General features: G+C 45.4%; 15 protein-coding genes. 13 read left to right on the plus strand and 2 right to left on the minus strand.

The window, feature by feature from the left end; genetic code table 11:
• Positions 1–137: 137 nt before the first annotated feature.
• From AC1DP6_RS16295 to AC1DP6_RS16355, 13 genes are all read left to right on the plus strand, one after another.
• Complete coding sequence (locus AC1DP6_RS16295; RefSeq protein ID WP_477055773.1) at positions 138–3,689, plus strand: SusC/RagA family TonB-linked outer membrane protein; 3,552 nt, start codon at positions 138–140, stop codon at positions 3,687–3,689.
• Positions 3,690–3,699: 10 nt separating this feature from the next.
• On the plus strand, positions 3,700–5,229 hold the full coding sequence (locus AC1DP6_RS16300) for a RagB/SusD family nutrient uptake outer membrane protein (RefSeq protein WP_477055774.1): 1,530 nt from the start codon (positions 3,700–3,702) through the stop codon (positions 5,227–5,229).
• Between the two features lie 12 nt (positions 5,230–5,241).
• The gene (locus AC1DP6_RS16305; RefSeq protein WP_477055775.1) at positions 5,242–6,768 is read left to right on the plus strand and encodes a redoxin domain-containing protein; all 1,527 of its coding nucleotides are present in this window, start codon (positions 5,242–5,244) and stop codon (positions 6,766–6,768) included.
• Positions 6,769–7,119: 351 nt separating this feature from the next.
• The gene (locus AC1DP6_RS16310) at positions 7,120–7,722 is read left to right on the plus strand and encodes an RNA polymerase sigma factor (RefSeq protein ID WP_477055776.1); all 603 of its coding nucleotides are present in this window, start codon (positions 7,120–7,122) and stop codon (positions 7,720–7,722) included.
• 56 nt (positions 7,723–7,778) lie between these two features.
• Positions 7,779–8,996, plus strand: a complete 1,218-nt coding sequence (locus AC1DP6_RS16315; protein WP_477055777.1) for a FecR family protein — start codon at positions 7,779–7,781, stop codon at positions 8,994–8,996.
• 258 nt (positions 8,997–9,254) lie between these two features.
• Positions 9,255–12,842 carry a SusC/RagA family TonB-linked outer membrane protein gene (locus tag AC1DP6_RS16320; RefSeq protein ID WP_477055778.1) on the plus strand — a complete coding sequence of 1,196 codons (3,588 nt, stop codon included), beginning with the start codon at positions 9,255–9,257 and terminating at the stop codon, positions 12,840–12,842.
• An 11-nt stretch (positions 12,843–12,853) separates the two neighbouring features.
• Positions 12,854–14,275: a RagB/SusD family nutrient uptake outer membrane protein gene (locus AC1DP6_RS16325; RefSeq protein ID WP_477055779.1), complete on the plus strand. Its 1,422-nt coding sequence runs from the start codon at positions 12,854–12,856 to the stop codon at positions 14,273–14,275.
• A gap of 27 nt (positions 14,276–14,302) precedes the next feature.
• Positions 14,303–15,226 carry a hypothetical protein gene (locus tag AC1DP6_RS16330; RefSeq protein ID WP_477055780.1) on the plus strand — a complete coding sequence of 308 codons (924 nt, stop codon included), beginning with the start codon at positions 14,303–14,305 and terminating at the stop codon, positions 15,224–15,226.
• Positions 15,227–15,369: 143 nt separating this feature from the next.
• Positions 15,370–16,299, plus strand: coding sequence for an ABC transporter ATP-binding protein (locus AC1DP6_RS16335; RefSeq protein ID WP_477055781.1), 930 nt, complete (start codon positions 15,370–15,372; stop codon positions 16,297–16,299).
• A 22-nt stretch (positions 16,300–16,321) separates the two neighbouring features.
• Complete coding sequence (locus tag AC1DP6_RS16340) at positions 16,322–18,622, plus strand: Gldg family protein (protein WP_477055782.1); 2,301 nt, start codon at positions 16,322–16,324, stop codon at positions 18,620–18,622.
• A gap of 12 nt (positions 18,623–18,634) precedes the next feature.
• A complete protein-coding gene (locus AC1DP6_RS16345) occupies positions 18,635–19,984 on the plus strand; it encodes a MutS-related protein (RefSeq protein ID WP_477055783.1) in 1,350 nt (449 codons plus the stop codon).
• Positions 19,981–21,294 carry a MutS-related protein gene (locus AC1DP6_RS16350; protein WP_477055784.1) on the plus strand — a complete coding sequence of 438 codons (1,314 nt, stop codon included), beginning with the start codon at positions 19,981–19,983 and terminating at the stop codon, positions 21,292–21,294. Before AC1DP6_RS16345 ends, AC1DP6_RS16350 begins: the two co-directional genes overlap by 4 nt.
• Before the next feature lie 57 nt (positions 21,295–21,351).
• Positions 21,352–24,147, plus strand: coding sequence for a M16 family metallopeptidase (locus AC1DP6_RS16355; RefSeq protein ID WP_477055785.1), 2,796 nt, complete (start codon positions 21,352–21,354; stop codon positions 24,145–24,147).
• Positions 24,148–24,221: 74 nt separating this feature from the next.
• Here the strand turns inward: AC1DP6_RS16355 and AC1DP6_RS16360 are convergent, their stop codons facing one another.
• Together AC1DP6_RS16360 and AC1DP6_RS16365 are read right to left on the minus strand one after the other, a co-directional pair.
• Positions 24,222–24,749 (minus strand): DUF6886 family protein, encoded by a 528-nt coding sequence (locus AC1DP6_RS16360; protein WP_477055786.1) that lies wholly within the window; start codon positions 24,747–24,749, stop codon positions 24,222–24,224.
• A 60-nt stretch (positions 24,750–24,809) separates the two neighbouring features.
• On the minus strand, positions 24,810–26,396 hold the full coding sequence (locus AC1DP6_RS16365; protein ID WP_477055787.1) for a SusD/RagB family nutrient-binding outer membrane lipoprotein: 1,587 nt from the start codon (positions 26,394–26,396) through the stop codon (positions 24,810–24,812).
• Between the last annotated feature and the right edge of the window lie 2 nt (positions 26,397–26,398).

A 26,398-nucleotide genomic window follows, 5' to 3' on the forward strand; every position in this document is an offset into this window, starting at 1 on the left:
TTAGGCCACCGGTATGCCTGAAAAGAAAAAACCGGAAGTGATTACGACTCACCCCCGGTGTAATATTCAGGCTACCTTATCAACCAAATCTGCTTAAAGGACCTCGTTTTAAAGTAACAGCCGAACAAACCAAAATTATGAAACTTATTGTTAATGGGAATGCCCCTGTGGGCAGGGGCGAATTATTGTCTCTTTTAATCTGGAAGATCATGCGACTGACCATATTATTACTCATCATCGCACTGCATCTGAGCGCTAAAACTTACTCTCAGTACATTACTATCAAACAGGAAAACCTGACTATAAAATATGTTCTGGGTGAAATAAAAAACCAGACAGGTTACTCCTTTATCGCCGATAATACTTTACTGGAGAATAATACAGTACGGCATCTGAGGCTGAAGAACATTACCATGAGAGAGGCGCTGGATGCGTGTTTTAAGGGGACGCCTTATACGTACAGCATAGAAGATCATCTTATTATTATCAAGCGTATGCCAAATGGTATTTTTCCGTCTCTTCCGCTGCAGGTGCTGGCCGCTAATACCATTCGTGGCCGCATAACAGATGAAAACGATAAAGCGCTGCCCGGCGTCAGCGTACGCGTAGAAGGAAGAGTCATGGGTACTATCACTAACGAGAACGGGGAGTTTACATTGGTAGGCGTAGCGGAGAACGCAACATTGACCATCGGCAGTGTAGGTTATGAAACAATGAGAGTAAAAGCAGATGGGCGAAATTTTCTCACCATCGTATTAAAAACAAAAACCAACCTGCTCGATGCGGTAGCGGTATTGTCTACCGGTTACCAAACCATATCGAAGGAGCGCGCTACTGGTTCGTTTGATGTGATCAGTAAATCGCAACTCGACAAACCGGCTGTTAACATTGCCCAGCGTCTTATTGGCACTACTGCCGGTATGCAGGCCAAGCTGGATGTTGACGGTAATCCTACTTTTGAGATCAGGGGGAAAACCAGTTTATATGCAACTGCAACTCCCCTTGTTGTGGTAGATGGTTTTCCGGTACAGGGCGACTTCAATACACTCAACCCCAATGATATAGAAAGTATTACTATCCTGAAAGATGCGGCTGCCGCATCTATTTGGGGGGCGCGGTCAGCCAACGGGGTCATTGTTGTTACCACCAAAAAATCTGCACGTGGCGTTCCGCTCCGGGTAGAGGTCTCCGCGTTTACCCGCGTGGGTAGTAAATTTAACCTGGACTATGTAAATCCGCTTGCATCGTCTGCCGAAACAGTGGATTATGAGAAACTGACATTTAACAGGTGGGGAGCCCAGGTAAATTCCGGTGATCTGACTTCCAACTACGGGAAGCAGTGGTCGCAGGCAACAGTAGCCCTGAGTGAAAATTATCTTGGATACCTGTCAAATGCCGACCGCGATGCGGTATTGGAGAAATTAAAAACACAGGATAACCGTTCTCAGATTTCAAAAAACCTGTTGGCTAACCCGTTGGATCAGCAGTACAACCTCACCCTTTACGGTGGCTCGCAACGGATGAGCAATGTATTGTCTTTGTTGTTCGGGAAAAAGCAGTCGAATTTCAAAGGAACCAGCGGAAATAACTACCTGTTTAATTACCGCACCAGTGCCAATGTATTTAAATGGCTGGACTTTAATGCCACGGCTATGGTCCAATACAATGATGCGCGCAGCAATGGAGTGTCACTTAGCGACATACAGGGTTTGTCGCCCTACGATATGCTGCTGAATACAGATGGCTCCTATACCAATATCAGCCAGTATTATTGGCCTATATTAACCCGGTCTGTGCCAATGAATAAATTTCCTTATGCTGACTGGACCTACAATCCCATCCAGGAGGTAGCCAACCGGGATATTACTACCAAACAGTTAAATGCCCGCATACAGGCCGGACTGACGTTCAGATTAATGAAGGGTCTTTCGTTCGACAGCAAGATCCAGTATGAGCTGTTTAATACCTTTAACCGCGGACTCTATAATGATCAGACCTTTTATGTAAGAAGCAGGGTGAATACTGCTGCCAGCTGGAATCAGTCAACCGGTGCTATCACCCTGAATCTTCCCAAGGGCAGCATCCTTACGCAGAGCAGGAGTAAGGCGGAGTCATATAATTTCCGCAACCAGGTTAACTTCAACCGCAGGTTCGGAAAACAACATGAAGTAAATGTGATTGCCGGGTCTGAAATCAACAACTTCGTTACGCAGACTTTCGGTAATCCTGTTACCTATGGTTATAATGATCAGACACTGACGCTGGGCACATTTCCCAATGGACCCGGAGGCACTTTTTCTCCGATTAAGAACTGGCTTGGCAATAACCAGACATTCTCTTATACCAATACGTTCTCTTATGCAACAGAAAGATACTTTTCTTTCTTTGCCAATGGCGCCTATACTTTCAGGAATAAATACACCGTGTCCGGCAGCTATCGTACAGATGCTTCCAACCTGATCACGGATGATCCGCAGTATCGTTATGCACCTTTCTGGTCGGCCGGTTTGGCGTGGCAATTACAAAAGGAACGTTTTATATCGCGTATTTCCTGGATCGATTGGTTGAATGTGCGATTGACTTATGGATTTAACGGCAACGTGGATAAGTCCACCGCCTTCCGTCCGTTGATTTCCACCACGGCGACGCCGGATATTTATACACAGGACTTTAAAGCATCTGTTTCCAGCTATGGTAATCCTACGCTGCGCTGGGAAAAAACAGGCACCTGGAACTTAGGGGTAGACTATGCGCTTTTCCGCGACAAGCTTCGGGGTAAAGTAGATGTTTACAATAAAAGGGGAAGAGATCTTATTGCCGTATTGTCCATCCCCGCCGTAAACGGTACCACTTCCCAGAAATTAAACAATGCAGAGATGAGTAATCGTGGAATAGAAATTACTGCAGGTACCACCATACGTATCAAACGCAATGATATTGTATGGAGGGGAGATGTAAACTTTGCCTATAACAGAAATAAGATCACAAAACTGTTTGTTGCCAATTATGCTGCATCTACGCTGTATTCCGGCGGAAGCGGCGCCTATGTGGAGGGTAAGGATGCCAATACGCTCTGGAGTTTTCAATATGCAGGAGTGTATGACAAACAACCTTATGTAAAAGGTGCAGGGAAGGACAATTATAATTTTACAGGATGGACGCCGGGAGATGGCCGGGATTATATGCAGGATATGGGAACACTTGTAGCGCCTTATACGCTGGGCATGGTGAACTCGTTCAAGCTGTACGACTTTGATGTATCGTTTATCATTACCGGTAAATTCGGTCACGTGTTTAACCGTATGTCGTTCAACTACCCGGTGCTATGGGGTTCCAGGGTATTGCCGAATAATAAACTGGGAGAAGTGATGAAGGGAGATCCGATGAAGATAGTACCACTGCCCATGAATGATGATGAGCCTAAATTTTATTTCTGGGACCGGTTTTATCCTTACATGAGTTACCTCGCAGAAAACGCCTCGCATATCCGTATGCAGGAAGTGAATATTACGTACCACCTGAAAAACAGGGTGGCATCAGCTATGCACATTGCAGGACTGCAGTTATATGCACAGGGTAATGATCTTTTTACGATTCTGGCCAACCATTCCGGGGAAGATCCGGAGTACCCGCTGGGAACAATGAAACCCCAGCCCAAGTTTACGTTCGGACTTAAATTAACGCTCTAAATCTGCCATTATGTTTATCAATACAATATACCGCTTGTTGCCGGGTATGGCCATGCTTACTTTATTTGCTTCCTGTGATAAATATCTGAATGAGCCACCCAATAAAACATCCTCGCTGGTAGTTACCACCACCGCCCAGTTAAATGCCCTGTTGAATAATTATGGCACCTTTTACCAGGAAGGAAACAGGACTGCTATTTATAGTACTGATGATGCAGACCTTCCGCTGGATTTATATAATGCGCGTCCTTCCACATTTTCCATGGCACAGGTGGAGTTTACACTCTGGGATATTAATAATCTACCGGACGATGGCAGGGAATCATTCTGGAGTGGTGAATACAAGAAGATCTTTAACGCTAATATGGCCCTTTCCTATGCGGACAAAGTAAGCGGTACTGATGAAGAGAAAGCAATTATAAAAGCGGATGCGCATTTCATAAGGGCATACAGCTATTGGGTGCTTGCCAACACTTATTGTGTGCCTTATACAGATGCCAACAAGCAGGAAACCGGCTTACCTATAAAGTTAGGTACCGGTTTTGAGGAACCGGTGGTGCGCCAGCCATTGGGGAAAGTATATGAACTGATTGAATCAGACCTGGCAGAAGCAATGAAAACGCCTGTTTCCCTGGTGCAAGGTGGCATACCCCGTCACTGGCGGGCCAGCAAGGCCGGAGTGAATGGCTTCGCCGCACGTTATTACTTAAACCGGAATAATTATGCGGAAGCACTGAAATATGCGAATGCAGCATTAGCAGAATACAGCCGCCTGGTGGACTATAACACGGAAATGAAGTATGGGATTGATGGTAATATAACGATCAATGCGGGTACCCCTAATGCGCAAACAGTGACCATTAAATACCCATATACGCACAACAACCAGTCTGATATGACAGACATGATAGGCTGGAAAGAATTCCTGTATTTCAGGATGCTGAATCATGAGTCGTGGTGGTATATACCCAGCAAGGCATTGCTGGACCTGTACGATCATGATCATGACCTGCGTTATGAATATCATATCGTTGAAAATTATTCTTACGACCGTGGCTTAATCAAGCCTGCATACAGTTACCCGGGATACGTTTTCTTTTTTAAAGACAGAATCCCTTCTGGTCCTACCGTTGCAGAAATGTTGCTGATCAAAGCAGAATGCCTGGCACGAACCGGAAGCATCAGTGAAGCCGTGACTGCTGTGAATACCCTGCGTGCGAAACGCATGAAACCCGGTCCATGGGTAGATCTTGTTGCTGCCGGTAAAGATGCTGCCATAAAATTGATCCTGGAAGAACGCAGGCGTGAAATGCCTTTCACACAACGTTGGTTTGACATCAGGCGATTTAATAACAATGATGATCCCAACGATGATGTAGTACTGAGCAGAACTTTTTATCCTTACAATAATGCACAGGTATCAGTGGGAGAGCCCACCCGGTTATATACGCTGCCTAAAAACGGAAGACGTTTTGCCGCACCGCTTCCCCGCACAGAAATTATTTCCAGTAATGGTTTAATTGAACAGAACAAATACTAAAAACGCTTCTATATGATTTGTAAAAAAATAATGAATACCGGTATTGCCTTGCTGCTTGCAGGGCTCCCGGCCATACCTGTTGTAGCACAACAAAGTACGACAGATATCAATGAGTTAAAAGCTGTGATAACAAAGTATCCGGATAGCCTTGGGGCGCATCACGATTACATTAAGGCATTCCGTAAAAGTATTCCCAACGCATCTTTCCGCAACGGAGATTCGGTGATATCATTACTGAAAGGACAGTATGCGCAGTGGGCAAAACAATTCCCAAAATCAGCTACCATACCTTTTGCCATAGGGGAGGCCTTTGCTGATGCAGAAAGTCCTAAAGCAAAACCGTATCTGCTAAAGGCAGTGAACCTGGATCCCAAACTGGCCCAGGCCTGGAGAGACCTGTCTATTGATGCAGACCGCTGGGGTGATCAGAATGGCGCAAGGGAATATATGGGTAAAGCATCAGCAGCAGATCCCTCAGATCCCGGCTATGCGTTTTATTATGCCATGGATTTTGAGCATGTTGATGGCAAAAAGTGGCGGGCCATGTTGTATGATCTGGCCAAAAAGTTCCCGCAAAGTGAACGCGGCGCTCAGGGCTTATATTGGCTGGGTGCCAGGAGCAACGACACCACAGAAAAAGTAAAAGTATATGAGCAGTTGCGTGCTTTGTATCCGCCTGCGAAATTCAGCTGGTCGTCTGGCGGAATGGATGATCTGTTTAGTATTTACCTGAAAACAGCTCCTGAAAAAGCCGCAGCACTGGCTTCCTCCCTGAAGGGCCAGGAAGGCTGGGGCGCCAAAGATACGCTGGCAGGAAAGATCATTACAGTGAATACCTATCTGCAGCAGCGGAAATTCCAGGAAGCTGCTGATCTGCTGGCAAGCATAAAGCTGCCGCGTTACACAAGACTGAATTCTTTCATCGCCTTGCTGAAAGCCAGGGCCACGCATGGAGTAGGTAATACCAACGAAGCTTACAATGGACTTGCCGCGATTTATGCGAAGGACCCAACAGATGATATCTGGAAGGAACTGGAAGTGTACGGAAAAGCGCAGGGAAAGAATCCCCAACAGATGGAAAACGATATCTGGCAGATACGGCAGCAAACGGTGAAACCTGCTCCTCCTTTCAATCTCGGGCTGTATACCTCCTCAGGAACTGCTTCCCTGGAAGATTATAAGGGGAAGGTGGTATTGCTCACCTTCTGGTTTCCAGGTTGTGGCCCCTGCCGCGGCGAGTTTCCACATTTTCAAAGTGTGATGGACAAATTTAAAGGGCAGGAAGTAGCTTATGTAGGGATTAATGTTTCTCCCGACCAGGACGAATATGTATTACCATTTATGAAAGGAACGGGTTATTCTTTTACTCCGCTACGCGCTACCGATGAATGGGCGGCCAAGGTATATAAAGTACGTGGAGAGCCTACTAATTTCCTGATCGATCAAAAAGGCCAGTTGGTGTTTACAGATTTCCGGATAGATGGAAGTAATGAACGGACGCTGGAACTGATGATAGGATCGGTGTTGAAGAGAAACTGAATTTTATATACAGACTTTATCAGCAGCTGTTTGGGTTAATGACGAGCGTGTAGTAACGGACAGAAAGAAACTTTCAGGAAAGGATTGGTATAAGAACGGAATACACAGTTTAGCGACTGGGTATTCCGTTTTTTTGCGCAAGGGAATTTCTTTCCTTCTTATTAAATTCCTGTAGTTCTTTGGATGGAAATAGTATCTTCTTTTTCATCTTTAAGTTCGGTATTTAGATATCTACCAATTACAATGTATAAATAATTAAACAATAGTAATTTAAACTCCACACTATAATCTCTTAATTTTTTGCTATAGTTTGTGCTTTCAACTGAAACATCTGAAATTTAAAACTAGCTATTGTCAATCAACGGAGCAAAAGGGGAAATGGAGCTGATCAATTCTTTTCAGCAAGGGGATCATAAAGCGCTGCACCAGGTATATGCTATATATCAGCGGCCGCTCTGTTTTTTTACGGAACAAATCATTGCCAATACCATGGCAGCGGAAGATATCGTATCCGATTGCTTTATCAGTGCTTATCAAAARAAAGAAGATTTTCCTTCCCTCAGTCACCTGAAGTCCTTTCTTTTCACCGCTGCCAAAAATGCTGCACTTAACTATATTAAGTCGGAAAAGCGGCATCATGATATTCATCACCTGCTGGAAAGATCTGCGGATAAACTGGCAATAGATGTAGAAAATGCTTACATCAGGACGGAAGTGATGCAGATCATTTTTTCGGAAATTGAAAAGTTACCCCCACAATGCAGGTTAGTAGTCCGCATGGCCATTATAGATGGCAAAAGCGCGGCTGAAATTGCCGCCGAGCTGAATATGGCCTACCAAACCGTTTTAAATCAAAAGGCGAAAGGGGTGGCATTGCTACGTAACAGTTTATTGAAGAATGAATTGATTTCCTTGCCCATGCTGCTTTCTGCACTAATATTACTGCAACAGTAATTTTTTTTTCAGAAGACCGGTATAAAATGAAGCGTTAGTTGTTTTAGTAGTGTAGTATGGAAGAAAAGAATCATTACATCGCCATTTTAATTGGCAAATACCTGGATGGTAGTCTCGATGCCAATGAGCAAATCGTATTAGACGAATGGATCAACGCATCCGATAATAACCGCCATCTTTTTGCGGAGCTCAGTGATGGAGAACAGTTGATGACTCATCTTCAACGCTTCTATGCTTATGACGGAGACCGGATTGCCCGGAAAATTGGTGCGCAGATTCCTGCCTTTGCAACGCCTCCCCGGTCTTCCATCTTCCATATTCATTCCTTACGCAAATGGGGTTGGGCAGCTGCTGCTGTGGCACTGTTATTAGGCGGAACTACCTGGTTTTTGGTCAATCATACAACAGCCCCCACCACTTTACATGCGTCCAACCTGGCAGCTATTGCGCCGGGAAAAGAAGGGGCGATTCTTACACTGGCAGATGGCCGGCAGGTATCGCTCGACAGTATGGGCAATGGGGTAGTCACTCATCAAAGCGGCGCTTCCGTAGTAATGTCTAACGGGAAACTGATATATGATGCTGCCGGTRAAAGTGCAACCAGCACCGAATACAACAAAATGACCACGCCAAAGGGACGACAGTTCCAGGTGACCTTACCGGATGGCACCAAAGTGTGGTTAAATGCCGCCAGCTCTATCCGCTATCCTACTGCCTTTACAGCACAGGAGAGAAGGGTGGAGGTAACGGGAGAAGTATACTTTGAAGTAGCGAAGGATGCCAACAAACCTTTCCTCGTCAACATCAACAATAAAGGAACCATCGAAGTACTGGGCACATTGTTTAATGTAAATGCCTACGAAAACGAAAAGTCAATTCGCACCACGCTCCTAGATGGAAGCGTGAGAGTAGCGGTTAGTCATGCTAACAGTGTTATACTGGAACCTGGTCAACAAGCCAGCATCGGCCAGGCAACAGGCCTGCCTATGCCGGAAGAAAAAATTACGGTGGTAAATAATCCGGATCTTGAAAAAATAATGGCCTGGAAAAATAACTTATTTAATTTCGAAAACGCAGACCTGGGGGAGGTTATGCGACAGCTGGAACGCTGGTATAATATAGATGTGGTATATGAGAATGGTATACCGGATAAAAAATATAAGGGAGAAATGAGCAGACAAATCCCATTGGCGGACCTGCTGGAAATATTAAGGAAAACGGAAGTAGACTTTAGAGTAGAAGGACGTACACTGATTGTATTAAATAATAAGTAGCCAATAATATTCTTCACCGAATGCATTAAGGAGGGCTGGATAAACCAGTCAGGGAATAACTATATATATCAATAACCAACCATTAAAAAACCGTCATGGATTGCAGCCATGACGGTGAATGAATCTGGTCGGTTCTAAACGGTTTCTTCGTTTCTCATTTATTAACAACCAAATCTCATGCAATCTATGCAAAAAAAATGCTATTGGCCCCCCGACCGTAGGGGAAAATTCAAGGGCCTAACCAAAATCTTCCTGGCTATGAGACTTACTGTCATTTTATTAACAGCCGCCATCCTGCAGGCAAGCGCCTCAGGTCATGCACAAACCGTTACGCTATCGGGTAAATCTATACCTATTAAAAAAGTATTTACCGAAATTAAACTGCAAACCGGGTATGTTGTTTTCAGCAATATCAACACCATTAGTGATACCCGCAGCGTTTCCCTGTCTGCCAGGGATATGCCGCTGAAAGAGGTGCTGGATATTATATTGAAAGATCTGCCGGTCACTTACCTGATTAAGGATAAAACCATTGTGTTGTCGCGTAAGCCTGCCATTAACTTCCTGGACATCCCGGCACCACCCACCTCTATTTCGGGCGTGATCCGGTCGGCCACCGGAGAACTACTGCCGGGCGTTTCTGTGCGGATTAAAAATACTGTTACCGGCACCGTTACCTCCACTGACGGAACATTTTATTTTCGTCAGCTACCGGAAAACACGGTGATCCAGATTTCCATGCTGGGTTATGAAACCCTGGAAATTGGTATCCGCCAAACGGCCCAAAGCTATACTGCTTATACCTTGAATAAGGACCAGTCCAAATCCCTGCTGGTGACCGATGGTAACAACATCACCATGAATATCACGCTGAACCGGAAAGATTTCGAAATGAGCGATGTGGTGGTGACCGGATATCGGAATGTAAATAAAGGAAATTATGTAGGCGCCGTTTACGCTGTAAGGGCCGATGATATTAAAATAGCGGGTGAAACCAGTATTGACCAGATGTTACAGGGGGTGGTACCCGGCATGTCTGTGATGACGCAATCAGGTCAGGTAGGCTCTACTCCAAAAATCCGCATCCGGGGTACTTCTACCATTCTTGGTAACCAGGAGCCGGTATGGGTAGTAGATGGGGTCATTCAGCGTGATCCTTTACCACTTCCGGAAGGTAGCGGATCGCTGGCCACAGATATGGGTGAATTACGCCTGATCGCTTCTAATGCGATTTCCTGGCTGAACCCCAATGATATTGAAACCATTACCGTATTAAAAGATGCTTCTGCCACTGCTATTTATGGTTCACAGGCGGCAAACGGCGTGAYTGTACTCACCACGAAAAAAGGCCGCCCCGGACAGTTAGCGGTGTCCTACAGCAACAACCTTTCTATTGGTCAAAGACCGTCTTACAGTCAGTACGATCTGATGAACTCACAGCAACTGATGCAGTTCTCTAAAGAAGTATATGAAGGACGCGACAGTTATACTTCTGAGATATTGCCTATTGGATATGGTGGATTAATACAGCAATTGCAGAAAAAAGAGATCGATTACGCTACCTATTTAGAGAAATACAGGAAGATGGAAAACCAGAATACAGACTGGTTTGCCCTGCTTTTCCGCAATTCGTTCAGTCAGAACCATAGCGTGAGCATTTCTGGTGGTAGTGAAAAGATTACTAACAGAACCTCCTTCAGTATGCAACAGCAGAATGGAGAAGGTAAAGGAAATGACCTGAAGACTTTTTCAGCCGCGTCTAATACCACCCTCCGCTTTGGAAAGGCATTGACGGTAAACCTGATGCTGAATGGGAGTATGCGGGAAACAAACGGTTATGCCTATGGTGTAGATCCGTTTACCTATGCGTATAATACTGCCAGAACGATTCCCATGTATAACGATGATGGTACACTCTTTTATCATGAAAAAAGAGGCGAACCCAGTACCGTTATTCCTGGTGCTCCTGGTTATTTGTATAACATTCAGAATGAAATTAATAATACAGGGAATAAAAATACCAACACTACCCTGTCATCCACTGTTGACGTGAACCTGCAATTAGCAAAAGGTCTCCAGTATCAGGGCTTGCTGGCATACAATGTTGCTACTACCAACATAAAATCTTACGCTACAGAATTATCTTTCTATATCACGCAAACAAGAGGATATGAGTTTGGCAGCGTACTATCCAACTCACCACAGGAATTGGCCAGTCGCCTGCCTTTTGGAGGATTGGTACAAATGCAGAATGCTACCAACAAAGGATATACCTGGAGAAACAGCCTGGTATATGACCGGTTATTTGGTCAGCTGCACACCATGACTCTGCAAGGGGGAATAGAAGCACGTTCCGGATTGCTCCAGAGTAATATGGATACACGCTATGGCTACCTGCGTTACCGTGGTGAAAGCTACGCTCCGCTGCCGTTGGCGCCTGTGTTTCTTGGTGCCAGTGGTTCCAGCCTCTATGAAGCCATGCGTTTGAATTCAAAGATTGTGAACCAGGAAAGCAATTACCTCAGCGAATATGTGTCTGCCGTATATGGTTTTGATCAGCGTTATATATTCAACTTCAATGCAAGACTGGATGCATCCAACCGTTTCGGGCAGGACAAAAACAAAAGGTTCCAGCCAACCTGGTCTGTGGGTGGAAAATGGCGTGTTGCCAATGAAAAGTTCCTGCGTTCCCTGCGGTGGCTGAACGGACTAGACCTGTCGGCAACTTATGGTTACCAGGGGAATGCAGTGGAAGCAGTATCTCCTTATCTCATTGCCACAGATGGAGGGCTTAGCACCATATTCAAGCAATATACACTCAATATCAAATCGCTTCCTTATCCGGACCTGGGTTGGGAAAAAACAAAAACATGGAATCTTGGCGTGGATATATCGTTGTTGAGAGGTCGCCTGAATGCTACTGCCAACTGGTACAAGAAAACCAGTAATATCCTGGCATCGCGGGATGTGCCTGTTGAAAACGGGATGAATTCTGCTACGGTATTTGGTTCCCGGATGGATAACACCGGCTATGACCTGATTATCAGTGTAATTCCCGTACGTACCAAAGACTTCCTGTGGCAGTTTTCCGTGAATACAGGTCTTGCGCGCAATAAGCTGGCGCAAAACCAACGGATCAATACCAGGGAAGATTATCTGAGTGGAAACGCTATTGTGAACGGAGAAGCCTATTCTACCTTTTACTCTTATTCTTATGCTGGCTTAAATGGAAAGACGGGTATTCCTACTTTCAACAAAATGGATATCAAACCCACTTCGAATGACCTGGACTACCTGGTAAAATCAGGTAAGCTGGATCCTGATTTTTCGGGAGGATTTAGTACGATGTTGAGGTATAAAAATATTTCATTGAGTACACAGTTTGCGATGGCATTCGGCAATCAGAAACGTCTGCCTCCGTTCTATAATGCCAATGGTGCACCTACACCGGAGCAAAATGTACCAAGGATACTACTTGACCGCTGGAAACAACCAGGTGATGAACTACATACCAACGTGCCGGCTATTCCTCCGGGAAATCCCCGCAGGATAGAGATTCCATTACCAGTAATGACTAACTACACGCAGACACCTTATCAACTGTATAATCAATCTGATTATATGGTGGCCAATGCTGATTTTATACGTTGCCGTCAATTGTCAATAGGTTATGAATTTTCGCAGGACCTGCTGAAAAAAGTACACATCAAACGTTTAAGTACATCGTTTAGCCTGACCAATCCGTTCCTGGTAACTTTTGACGATGCATGGAGGGGTTATGATCCGGAAACGGCAGGATGGCCTGCCCGCAGGGTAACGTCATTATCTTTTAATATGACCTTCTAATATTGAAACGCATGAAATATAAATTATTAACTGTTTTTTTTATCACCAGCCTGCTGACACTCAGCGGCTGCAAAAAATTCCTGGAGGAAAAGTCCCAGAGTGATGTGATTCCAAAAACAGCCACTGACTTCCGGGAGCTATTGATAGGATCGGGTTATATGAAAGATGAGGATCCGTCTAACTTCGTTTACTTTATGGATGATGATGTAGACCTGTTCATTGAATGGGGAGATGGCACTACTGTGGTGGGATCCAATGCGGCCAAAGAGAATTATCTCTTTTATACCTGGCAACCTAAACTGGGTGACATGAATGGTTTAGGCAATGTTATCAATACAGATCCTTCTACTACCGCCTATTACCGCTACTATGAGCTGATTAAGGGGTGTAACGCCGTGCTGGATAATATCAACACTGCTATTGGCAGCCAGGTTGATAAAGACAGGGTAAAAGCCGAGGCACTGGCTGTACGGGCCATGTATTATTTCCGGTTGGTAAATCTTTACGGAGAACCATACAACAGCAATCCTGCATCGCTGTCTGTACCATTAAAACTGAATTCAGGTGTAACGGCCGAATACATGGCGCAATCGACTGTAGCGGAGGTATATGCACAGGTGGTCGCCGATCTGAAAGACGCCGCCGCGCTGATGGATCCGCTGCCCATTGCCCGTAAGGACTTTCATATCAATCAACCGGCTATCCATATTCTTTTATCCAGGGTATACCTCTATATGGAAAAATGGGAAGACTGTGTAGCTGAAGCTAATAAGGTGTTTGAGCAGGGAGGAGTGGTAACGAACCTGACAGGCATCAGCACCGGTTACTGGATCACGTATTCCAATCCTGAAGTAGAATGGATGTTTGGCGGCAGAGCACAGGCGGGCGATCAGACTGCCTATAGCCCCTCTCCTGAACTCCGGTCTATATATGATGCCAATGATGTACGCCTCAAATATGGTTTCACAGCGTCAAACGGTGGTACACAGATCGTAACCAAGTACACGAATGTGGACCAGGAACTGGAGCAATGTCTTCGTAGCGGAGAAGCAGTCTTAAACAGGGCGGAAGCAAGCGCACAACTCGGAAAATTATCTGAGGGGCTGAAAGACCTGAATGATCTGCGCCACAAGCGCATCATCGGATATACGGATGAAAATATCAGTGATAAGGCGATATTGCTGAAAGCCGTGCGGGACGAACGCCGCAAGGAATTCTGTATGGAGGGATTCCGCTGGTTTGATCTGCGCCGTTATGGCATGCCTTCCATCACTCACCGTTATCAGGCGGAATTGGGAGAAGCGATACTGCATTACACACTGAAAGAAAAAGACCCGATGTATACACTGCCTTTTCCTTCCAGTTTGTTGATGAGAAATCCTGCGTTGAAACAGAATCCTTCCGGCACCATGGCCGACAGGAACGGGCAATAATTGTTTAACAAGCAATACAACAATACAATGAAGCATCTATTTATTATCGGCTGCATTTCCAGCATATTGTTATTCTCTTGCAAAAAGGACGTTGCCATCGGACCTCCGGTGTCAGTCGGACCTGATTATGTTTTGCCGCAGGGAAATGCTCCTAAAGAAGCAAATGATAAAATCCAGCAATTGTACAATACGTACGGTTCTTACTTCCTCTATAATTTTACGCAGAAGGATTTTGAATGGGTACAGTCCACTGGTGGCGGTTCTTCCAAGATCGATACCGTGGTATTGGGTAATCCGGCTTATGCAGGTGATATGCTGACTTTCCTGAATGATATCTGGTTGAAATTTCTGCCGGAAGATTTTAAGAAAAGCCAGGGTATTCCCTATCGCGTGCTGATGGCAGATACCATTAAACAATACAGAGTCGGATTTCCTCCAGGCCGGGAATACCTCTACTTTGATTATAAAGTAGTGGGAAAGTCCATCACTTTCGCAGGGCTGAATAGTAGTCTCGGCGCTATGACATCTGCACAAAAGGTAGATAAAAGGAACCTGCTGATAGTGCCTATCTGGAATTATTATCTCGCTAACAGCATCCTTCAGGTGCCTGCAGCGTTTTATACGATCAGTGATTATGCAGCAGCGGCACCTACTCCGCCTGTAAACGCCACCAACCCTATGAACCAGGCGGCTTTCAGGACCAGGGGTTTTTTACCGGGTTCTTACACGGCTACTTCTGCATCTGAATGGTATTTCGGTACCTATAACTGGCCCAGTGCCAAATCAAATGATATCAGTTCCTTTATCCTGAATGTGCTTACCAGAACGGATGCGCAGATGCAACCTTATCTGGCCTATCCGTTGATTAAGCAGAAGTTCGACATCCTGGTAAATTATTACAAAACAAAATATAACATAGACGTGCGCGCCATCGCTAATGCTACCTACTGATCCTAACCCTTCCTTTCGCCCGGGGCTGGTCCCCGGACGAAAGGAATTTCAGTAGTCCATCTTCATAAATCGTATTCAAACGCAATCATCGTGTGAGCAAAAGCTTACACCAGCTATTTTATTTAATAAACAATCCGTAATGAATGGAAAACGCCATCGTAAAAGTTGAAAATCTGTCTCACCGTTACGCTTCCCAGTGGGCGGTCAGAGATATAAATCTTGAGATCCATAGTCAGGGTGTTGTAGGCCTGCTGGGTTCCAACGGGGCCGGTAAATCCACCACCATGAATATTATTTGTGGGGTGCTGAAGCAATCGAAAGGAGAAGTATTTATTAACGGAGTTAACCTGAAAGATAATCCGGTAGAGGCCAAGCGCAACATCGGATTTATGCCGCAGAAACTGCCGCTGTACCAGGATTTTACTGTGGAAGAATATCTCACCTATTGCGCTGACCTGCGGATGGTAGAAAAAAAACAGGTGAAAAAAGCGGTACAGGAAGCGCTGGAAAGATGTGGTGTAGCGCATTTCAGGGATCGTTTACTCCGTAACCTGTCGGGTGGTTATCAACAGCGCGTAGGCATTGCTCAGGCCATTGTACACAACCCGAAGTTTGTAGTACTGGATGAACCCACCAACGGACTGGATCCTAACCAGATCGTGGAAGTACGTAACCTGATCAAATATATTGCACTGGACCGTTCGGTATTGTTGTCTACCCACATCCTCACCGAAGTACAGGCTACCTGCCGGGAAATTAAGATGATAGAAGAGGGACAGATGGTGTTTTCCGGTACCCTGGAAATGTTTGACAATTACATTGAACCTAATACGCTGGTAGTTGTGCTGGACACGCCTCCCGCCCATGATGAGCTGCTGAAGCTGGAAGGCATCAGATCTATTGAGCAGCTGGCGCCTTCCCGTTTCAGACTGGGATATGATGGAGAAAAGAAAACAGCACAGCGCATAGCGGAAATCAGTGTGACCAAAGGTTGGGGACTGATGGAACTGATCATTGAAAAGAGTTCACTGGATGCTGTATTTGCCCGGTTGTCGAAAAAAAACATCAAATAAAAAGCTGATAAAAAAATATTCAATGAGACGAATTTATAAGATCGCCAAGGCGGAGTTATTCACCTTGTTTTATTCGCCGATCGCCTGGATGATCCTAATCGTATTTACCTTTCAGACAGGGATGGCTTTTGTGGAACATCTTCACGAAGTACTCCAGGCGCAGCGCACCGGTTGGGGAAATGCATTTATTACCGCCAACATCTTTTCYGGTCAGCGTGGTTTGTTATCCACGGTACAGGGCTACCTGTATCTTTATATGCCATTGCTTACCATGGGGCTGATGAGCAGAGAGCTGAGCAGCGGATCTATCAAATTATTATATTCATCTCCCGTAACTTCTTCCCAGATCATCCGCGGTAAGTTCCTCGCTATGATGACTTACAGCTTCCTGCTCATCGGTGTTTTACTGGTGTATGTGGTGATCGGGATATTTACAATAGATCATTTTGAGCTTTCCTCTGTTGCATCCGGATTGCTGGCGATCTACCTGCTGATGTGTGCCTATTCGGCTATCGGGCTGTTTATGTCCAGCCTTACTTCTTACCAGGTAGTGGCAGCATTGGGTACGCTCGTATTACTGGCCACTCTCAGTTATATGGATAAAGTATGGCAGGATATCGGCTTTGTTCGCGACATCACTTACTGGTTATCCATCTCCGGACGTTGTAATGAAATGATCAGCGGGTTGATATGCACCGAAGACATACTCTACTTTGTTATCGTGGTATGCCTGTTCCTGACCCTGAGTATCCAGAAACTACAGGCCAACCGCACGCATGCTTCCTTCTCTAAGGTGTGGGGGAAATATGTACTGGTAGTAGTGGCGGCCATGATGCTGGGATACGCTACCTCCAGACCTATGCTCATGGCTTATTATGACGCCACTGAAACAAAACGCAATACGCTGACACCAAACAGTCAGGCTATCATGGCTAAACTGGATGGTGGCATGACCATCACCACCTACGTTAACCTGTTGGACAGGGAATATTATAATGGTATTCCTTCGATGGTGAATGAAGACAAACAACGGCTAAAACAATTCATCCGTTTCAAGCCGGAAACGAAAATGAAATACGTTTATTATTACGATAAGCCCAGCAATAATCCTCGTCTGGACATCATTTATAAAAATAAAAACCTGGCAGAGCAAGCCCAGAAAGAAGCAGAAGTCAAAGAACTGGACCTTGACCTCTTTTTGACACCAGCAGAAATAAAGAAGAAAATTGATCTCACCGATGAAGGGAACACCTTTGTTCGCCTGGTAGAGCGGGAAAACGGACAGAAGACATTCCTGAGGATCTATGATGATATGGAGAAGTTCCCCAGCGAGGCGGAAGTATCTGCCGTATTCAAACGCATGGTGATGAAACTGCCCAGGATTGCTTTTCTGCAGGGACAGGGAGAGCGGAAAATAGAAGGGGAAAGGATTAAGGACTATACCCTGTTTTCTTCTGTTAAAACATTCCGCTATGCACTGACTAACCAGGGATGTGATGTGGAAACACTGGATCTTTCCGGTGATAAACAGATTCCGAAAGAAGTAGATATCATTGTGATTTCCGATATGCAGCAGGCCATGGATACTGTTTCTAAAAAGAAACTGGATGCCTACATCGCCAATGGTGGTAACCTGGCTGTTACCCTTAAACCAGGATCAGCAGCAATGGAATCATTTATTGCACAATTTGGTGTGAAAACGGTTCCTGGTCAGCTGGTACAACCTAAGCAGGATGTAGCCGCCAACGCAGTGATATGCAGGCCTACACCGGCAGCTAAAGGGATTGCAGAGATCTTTGAAGTGATGAGTCAGCAACACAAATATGTGGGCATGGTAAAATCGGCAGGGCTGGTGATGGCCGAAAACAAAGGTTTCAAAGCTACCCCTGTTTTACAAACCGATACGGCTAAGACCTGGAACGAAACCCAAACCATCGACTTTGTGAATGATTCTGCCACTGTAGATATTGCTGCCGGAGAAAAGGTGGACAGCTTTGTGACCGCCATGGCCCTGACAAGAAAGATAGGTAATAAAGAGCAACGCATCATGATTATAGGAGATGCCGACTGTATCAGCAACGGCGGAATGAAACCACCGATCAGATATTACGGCGCTGCTAACTTTTCCATGATCCCTGGTATGTTCCACTGGTTATCTTACGGCACTGTACCTGTGGATGTAAGCCGTCCGCGTGGTTCCGACAATGAAACAACGCTCACCAAAGAAAGACTGAAAGTGGTGAAATACGGATTAATGGGTGTTATCCCAGGATTATTGTTAATAGGAAGCACCATTTTACTCATCAGGAGAAGAAGAAAGTAAAACAGAGCAGGTATGAGCCTAATGACTGATAAACAAACGCTGAATGATCTGAATATTTTCGGGAAAGGAGGAGGGGATTCTATTTACGCGATATTTAACCGAACCTTTACCCGTGGCGGATCTGAGTTGCTGGAAGAAATGTTCCACGAGCCGCTTTCTGAAGCAGCGGCGATCAATGCACGCAGCACCACTATCCGCTCCTTCGCTGAAAAGGCGATTCCTTTCCCTTATGAAAGTGAATGGTTTGATGCGGGGGAACAGCACCTGGAAAATACAGATGAGCGCAGCCGGCTGAATGAAGAGGAAGATACATTGAGCAGAAAATTCAACCAGTTCATTGCAGCCGACACGGAATATAAAGCCATTGAAAAAGGTGTATTAAGCCTGATCAATATCTTACAGGCTACGAGGCTGTTTTCAGACAGTATCCGGCAGCAGGTAGCCAATATCCCCTATAGCCGGGAACTGGAGGCCATTGATCAGCTATTGCGCCTGGAAGAGCTGCAGCCGATGATGCAGGAGCAAACGAAACATAAATTTCCTTTTGCCAAAGTAGCGGAGTACGATAAAGTACTCCGCTTCCGGCAACGGGAAAAGATCCAGCAACTACTACGGCATATTTATCTCGCTGATGTATATCTCTCTGTTGCCCGCACTGCTAACGAACATCAGTTTTGTTTCCCGGTAGCCTTGCCTCCACAGGCACAAACGGTGGTGCTGGAGAATTTTTATCACCCATCTTTAACGAAACCGGTAGCCAATTCTTTGACCATTACCCCATCGAGTAATATCATTTTCCTGACGGGGGCAAATATGGCGGGGAAATCTACTTTCATGAAAGCGCTGGGCATTGCGATATTCCTGGCACAGATGGGATTTCCGGTGCCGGCTTCAAAAATGGAGTTCTCTGTGCGGGATGGTATTTTTACTACCATCAACCTGCCGGACAGTCTGAGTCAGGGAGCCAGCCACTTTTATGCAGAAGTATTGCGTATCAAAACCATCGCCCGGGAATTAAGCCGGGATAAATACCTGTTCGTCATTTTTGATGAACTGTTCCGCGGCACCAATGTTAAAGATGCATACGAAGCCACTATTGCTATCACTGCTGCGATTGCCCGCAGGCAAAACTGTATGTTCGTAGTATCTACACATATTATTGAAGCGGGTGAAGTACTCAGGGGAAAATGTGACAATATCAATTTCGTATATCTGCCAACGTTAATGGAAGGCAATAAGCCTGTTTATACACATAAACTGGCATCCGGCGTTACTTCCGACAGGCATGGTATGGTGATTATTAAAAATGAAGGTATCCTGGATATATTAGCCAGGAAAAAATCAATAAAGAAGACCACATGAGCTTTATTGCCGACAAACAAACACTGGATGATTTATCGTTGCTGGGAAAGTATCATACACATTCCATCTTCCATATTTTCAACCAGGTAAAAACCAGGGGCGCTGAAAAACTGCTGAATGAACTATTCCTGCATCCGCTAACAGATGCAGACCAGATCAATAACAGGAGTGCTGCTTTTCGTTATTTTGGAGATCATCCTACTACTTTCCCTTTTGATGAAGCGTTGCTGGGGAGCATGGAAGCCTTCCTGGACGAAGGAAGTGCGGGTAATCTGCCCATGGCGATCTGGAAGATGAGCCGGAAAAAATTAATGGCAGTGCTGGTGAAGGAGGAAACTTATCAACTGCAACTGGCCGGAATTGATACCTGCATCGCCTTATTGAAGGGCTTTGCGATATTATTGGATCAGCTGGAAAAGGAGGGCCGCGATAAAAATACGCCCTGGGAAAAATGGGTGGCCACCGCCCGGCATATCCTCCGGGATAAGCGGCTCAGAGAGCTGACCACCACAAAAAGATCTTTGCTGCAAAACGCGCGGCTACATTACCTGGTGGCGAATGTATTCCAACAGTCGTTGAAAACATTGCTGAACCTGACTTATGAGATAGAAGTGTTTATCACCGTATCCCGCATCGGTAAGAAAAAAGGATTTGCCTATGGCACCGCTTTTCCGAAAGAAAAGAATATGCTGGTGGCAACAGGGGTAAGACATCCTGGTTTGGACAAAGCCGTTTCCAACACCCTTTCCTTCAGGGGCAACAGCAATGTGTTATTCCTGACTGGTGCTAATATGGCCGGTAAGTCTACCCTGATGAAATCAGCCGGGATCATGATGTACCTTGCTCATATGGGATTTCCTGTGGCGGCGGTAGATTTGCAGTTCTCTGTGCTGGATGGTATCTATTCTTCTGTGAATGTACCCGATGATCTGAACAGGGGATACAGTCATTTTTATGCAGAAGTACTCCGGGTGAAAAAGGTGGCAGAAGAAGTAGATGCAGGTAAGCATCTTTTTGTCATCTTTGATGAACTGTTTAAAGGTACCAATGTGAAAGATGCGTATGATGCCACCCTGGCGGTAACAGCAGCATTTACAGCATTCACGGATTGCTTCTTTATTATCTCCACCCATATTTTTGAAGTGGGAGATGCGTTGAAATCTGAAGGAGATCATATTCAGTTTGAATTCCTGCCTACTATTATGGAAGGAACGGTGCCCAGGTATACATACCGATTGCAGAAAGGTATTACGGCAGACCGGCAGGGCATGATCATTATTGAAAATGAAGGCATACTGGATATGCTGTAGCTACTATAAAAAAGTGGGATCTTGTTACAACAAAAAAATAGCAAAAGAGAAATAACTATGTACTATCGTTACTTGGCTACAGCAGGACTGCTATGCCTTTCTATAGCCGGAAGTTCGCAGGCTCCGGGTCAATCGATCCCGCTGGATACGGCTGTTCGCACAGGGCAGCTATCAAATGGATTTACCTACTATATCCGCAAAAATAATGAGCCGGCGAAAAGGGCATTATTTTACCTGGTGAATAAAGTAGGTTCTATTCTGGAAGATGATGACCAGCAAGGGCTGGCCCATTTCATGGAGCACATGAACTTTAATGGTACTACGCATTTTCCTAAAAATGAGCTGATCAATTATCTGCAGAAAGCAGGTGTGCGATTTGGGGCTGACCTCAACGCCTATACGTCGTTTGATGAAACTGTTTACCAGTTGCCGATTCCTACAGATGATCCTGCCATGGTGAGTCGTGGCCTGGATATTATGCGCGACTGGGCGCATGAAGCACTATTGGAAACAGATGCTATTGATAAGGAAAGAGGTGTGGTACTGGAAGAAAAAAGACTGCGTAAAGGAGTCGGGGAGCGCTTGCAACAGCAAACATTTCCGCTGACTCTGAATTATTCGCGCTATACTATGCGGCAGCCTATCGGCACGGATAGCATATTAACGCATTTCCCTGCTGATGCCATCCGCCGTTTTCACCGCGACTGGTATCGTCCTGATCTGCAAGCCCTCATTGTGGTGGGTGATGTGGATGTAAACCAGGTGGAACAACAGATCCGCAAGCAATTTGCAGACCTGAAAAATCCTCCCAACGAAAAACCCAGACCTGACTATAAAATTGCACTGACCGGAAAAAATCAATTCCTGTCATTAACAGATCCGGAAGTAAGTGGTACCCAACTGGAACTGCTGATCAAGCATACCGCATCCAAACTGATTACCACTGCAGACTATCTCAATTCCATGAAGCGGGGCTTGTTTAATCAATTGCTCTCTTTCCGTATAAACGAGTTAAGTCAGCAATCTAATCCTCCCTTCCTGGGCGCGAATGCAGGCATCGGAAATTTAATCGGAGGACTGGATCAGTTTTCCTTCTCCGTTTCTGCAAAGCCAGGGAAACTGAAAGAAGCTTTCACTGCTACCTGGTCAGTAGTGGAACAGGTAAAACGTAACGGCTTTACACAAGCTGAACTGGACCGGGCTAAGCTGAGTTATCTGACTGGTATGGAAGCTGCTTTGCACGAAAAGAGTAAAACGCCTTCCAGCAGTTATGTGGCAGAATACCAGCAATTATTCCTTCAAGGCACGTCTGCGCCGGGATTTGACTGGGAATATAACTTTGTAAAAAAGGTATTGCCAGGTATCAGTCTGGATGACCTGAAATCTGTGGCCAACGAATATTTAAAAGAGAATAACCGGGACATATTCCTGGTGGCTGCCGAAAAAGATAAAAATAGTCTTCCTGATTCCGCTACGGTACTGGGATGGTTTAAGGCAGTAGCCGGTGCGTCTCTGGAGCAGTATAAGGAAACTGCTACAGATGCCATGCTATTAAAAAATATGCCTGCGCCGGGAAAAGTAGTGGCGCGCAAAACCATTGCTGAAGTGGGCGTAGAACAACTGACGCTGAGTAATGGTGTGAAGGTGTGGCTGAAGCCTACCACTTATAAAAATGATCAGATCCAGTTTATTTCTTTTGCACCGGGAGGTATCAATAAATATCCCAATGCAGATTTCCCAAGTGCATCCAGCGCTGTTGGCATCATCGGCGGTTCCGGTCTGGCAGATTTCTCTCCGGTTCAACTGGCGAAGATGTTGAATGGAAAAGCAGTGTCCGTAGGTGCTTATATTGGTGGACGCGGGCAAGGCGTAAATGGGGGGAGTAATGTAAAGGATCTGGAAACAGCGCTGCAACTGGTGTACCTGCGTTATACCGCACCACGTAAAGACACGGTGCTGTTTGACAATGCCATAGCGCGTTCCAGGGAGCAGATCAAAAACCGTTATGATGATCCGGGAAATGTATTTAAAGACACCGTGAGCAATGTACTGAGTGGGTATCATTATCGTACCAGTCCTGCTACACAGGAAAGATTGGATAGTATCAGTCTGGATAAGGCCTACGATATTTACCGGGACCGGTTTGCAGATGCTTCCCAGGCTAACTTTGTATTTGTGGGTAACTTTAATACAGATAGCATAAAACCTTTGCTCGAACAGTACCTGGGCGCGCTGCCATCTCTGAAACGGAACGAAGAGGGGATTAAGCTGCATGCACAAATGCCTAAAGGCAACCTGGTTAAAACAGTCGCCAAAGGCAAGGAAGATAAAGCAACGGTATTATTGGTGTATAATGGAGAATGTGTTTATAATACCATGAATAAGCTGCAGCTGCAGGCGTTGTCAGAGATACTGCAATACCGGTTGCTGACCAGTCTGCGGGAAAATGCAGGAGAAGTATATACGCCTTCCGTACAGGGCAGCATGGCGAAAGAACCTGATCAACGTTTTGCCATCAATGTATCGTTTGGGTGTGCGCCTGAACATGTGGAGCACCTGATAGGCCTGGTGCAGCAGGATATAGCGAATTTACAACAGGCCGGTGCTACGGCGGATGAACTGCAAAAGTTTAAAATCGGCTATATGAAGCAGTTTGAACTGGAGGTAAAAAGTAATGAATTCTGGTTGCAATATCTCACCAGTAAACTGGAAAGTAAGGAACCGCTGAAAGCAGTACCTGATATGGAGAAGTTGCTGGGGCAAATCAATGGAGCTACCATTAAGGCAGCTTCAAAGAACTACCTGAGTGGCCAGAATGTAATCCGGTTTGTATCCTTACCGGAGAAAAAATAGTAGTTGTTTTTGATGGATTATACAAAGACCGTCTCCTCAAAAGGGAGGCGGTTTTTTTGTTATTACTGCTCCTGTTATGTGCCACCTGTTTTTGCATACTGCATCCGGATCAGTGAAAAATTAAGCGTAGAATATTTCACCGCATCTGCCAGTCCTGTAAGTGAGGGCATGAACCGTAGCTCCACATTTCGTTGCAGCATTTCTGCCATCACATTATATATCGGTCTTACTGAAACGGGAGTTACCGGCACCAGGGAAACATAGTAACCGGCGCATTGGTCGAACAGGGAAAATGTATCGGAAGGAAATTCATAGCAGTAGATAATGGCCTGTTGTATATGCCGTAACCAAGCCGATTCAACAGCAACCACATAGGTGGCAGTGCTGTTGCCCATGAACCGTATTCTATCTTTTTCAGTGGTGTTGGGCCCTGCATAGAAAGTAACCCGTGGACAATCTCTGGGAAGCAGATAGTTATGCAGTAGCTGTCCGGATATGGCGAATACGGCATGACGTAATACATGCTTCGGGTAGAAGGAGGCGGGGCGTGGTTCAAATATTTTAATTCTTGGGTCTTCGCTGATGTGGTAAAGTTTTTCCATGTTGGGTATTTTATGAGAGAAGGCAACCGCCCGGTTTGCCTTCTCTCATAAATTTAAAAGTTATTTAATCAGCCACATTTTTCCGTTTACATCATCAATACCAGCATACTGGCTGGTGATAGCTGAATTGTAATTTTCTTTGTTATATGTCATCTCATCCTGTGGATATTCCCAGCGGACTGGAATCTGGTTATTAGCAGTGCCAATACCCACGCCACCCTGGCTGAAGGTAGGAATACCTGTTCTGCGCCAGTTGTAGTAAGATTCAAATCCGGAGTTCATGAAAAATCCCACAAATTTCTGAGTGAGGATCTGGGTTAATCCTTTGGCCGGATCATAGGCTACATTGGTGCCGGCGAGGAAGGTGTTGATATCAATCGTAGCGCTGCCGATGTTGGGCTTGGAACCATCTACGTTACCAATGGTAACAGTTTGCCCCTGCTTTAATCCATACCAGTCCATGGAGGCGTTAATACCTTTCAGATACCAGTCGGATGCATTCACACCGGTAGTCCAGCCTCTGAAGGCCGCTTCTGCGATATTGAAACACATTTCCGTGTAGCCGATCAGGATATAAGGTTCTGCATTGGCACCTGAAGAAGACGACATGTACCGGTTGTAGCTAAGAGAGGAGTATTTGCCGTCGGCGGAGAAGTTAGACATGAGTCCTTGCGATCTGCCATTGTCTTCTCCAACGTATGCGGTGAAATCGCTTACCTGCTTGCCAGCAGCCAGTTGCGCCGGTGCCGGAATGGCCAGTGCGAATACGCGGGGATCCTGGTAGGCCGCTGTTACATTGAGAAAAGTCTGACTGATATTTTCACAGTTATTGTAAGGCGCATTGCCGGAGCGGTTAGGTGGATAGAGTGTGATAGCGGTATAACGGTATACCATATTATCATCTTTAGAAGTCATCACCGGATATTTTACCGGGTCATTGATGATGGCCGCAAACTGTTGCTTTATATTCAGGTCAGCGTTATCATCTGCTCTTTTGCTCATGCTGATCAGTATGCGCAGTCTGTAAGTATTGATCACCTTGCGCCACTGCAGGTATGTGAGCCCGAATATATCACCAGTAGCATCTACTTTGGTGCCGGCATTTAATGGAGTGGTGAGGTTGCCAAACATGGTATTGGCGGAATCCAGCAATAGGAGACTGTTTTTATAAACATCATGCTGCTTGTCATAAACAGGTGTGAGCTTATTGATATCACCGGCATCTGACATGGGAATGTCACCTACCCGTTGCGAAAGCCAGAGGAATGCATAAGCTTTGAAAAATTTGCTCAAGGCAAAGTACACATTGGTAGAATTGCCGTATTGTTTGATCGCCTGTGATTCCATCTTGCTGCAATAGCGAATCATATCGTAGGTATGATTGGTATTGGACCAGTTATAAGTGTTGCTGCCGAAATAATAAGAATAATTTGAGACGATATTCTGATTAAACCGGTATACCGGAGATATCACGGGTTCCTCTTCCCGCATCAGATTGGTGGTGAGGTGATTAAGCAATAACGACACCGGTACGGTGGAGTTGTCTGACCCTGCATTAGGGTTAGACAACAGATCGCCTTTCTGGCAACCACTGATAACAGACAAGGTTACCAGTAAGATGATGATGTATTGGAAAGAAATCTTCATAC

The organism is Chitinophaga sp. 01L420 (genome assembly GCF_056399985.1).

What these genes read in the sequence shown, in the direction of transcription:
- AC1DP6_RS16295 (WP_477055773.1), top strand. Translation starts at nt 138, where the DNA reads ATGAAACTTATTGTTAATGGGAATGCCCCTGTGGGCAGGGGCGAATTA.
- AC1DP6_RS16300 (WP_477055774.1), top strand. Translation starts at nt 3,700, where the DNA reads ATGTTTATCAATACAATATACCGCTTGTTGCCGGGTATGGCCATGCTT.
- AC1DP6_RS16305 (WP_477055775.1), top strand. Translation starts at nt 5,242, where the DNA reads ATGATTTGTAAAAAAATAATGAATACCGGTATTGCCTTGCTGCTTGCA.
- AC1DP6_RS16325 (WP_477055779.1), top strand. Translation starts at nt 12,854, where the DNA reads ATGAAATATAAATTATTAACTGTTTTTTTTATCACCAGCCTGCTGACA.
- AC1DP6_RS16330 (WP_477055780.1), top strand. Translation starts at nt 14,303, where the DNA reads ATGAAGCATCTATTTATTATCGGCTGCATTTCCAGCATATTGTTATTC.
- AC1DP6_RS16335 (WP_477055781.1), top strand. Translation starts at nt 15,370, where the DNA reads ATGGAAAACGCCATCGTAAAAGTTGAAAATCTGTCTCACCGTTACGCT.
- AC1DP6_RS16345 (WP_477055783.1), top strand. Translation starts at nt 18,635, where the DNA reads ATGAGCCTAATGACTGATAAACAAACGCTGAATGATCTGAATATTTTC.
- AC1DP6_RS16350 (WP_477055784.1), top strand. Translation starts at nt 19,981, where the DNA reads ATGAGCTTTATTGCCGACAAACAAACACTGGATGATTTATCGTTGCTG.
- AC1DP6_RS16355 (WP_477055785.1), top strand. Translation starts at nt 21,352, where the DNA reads ATGTACTATCGTTACTTGGCTACAGCAGGACTGCTATGCCTTTCTATA.
- AC1DP6_RS16360 (WP_477055786.1), bottom strand. Translation starts at nt 24,749, where the DNA reads ATGGAAAAACTTTACCACATCAGCGAAGACCCAAGAATTAAAATATTT.
- AC1DP6_RS16365 (WP_477055787.1), bottom strand. Translation starts at nt 26,396, where the DNA reads ATGAAGATTTCTTTCCAATACATCATCATCTTACTGGTAACCTTGTCT.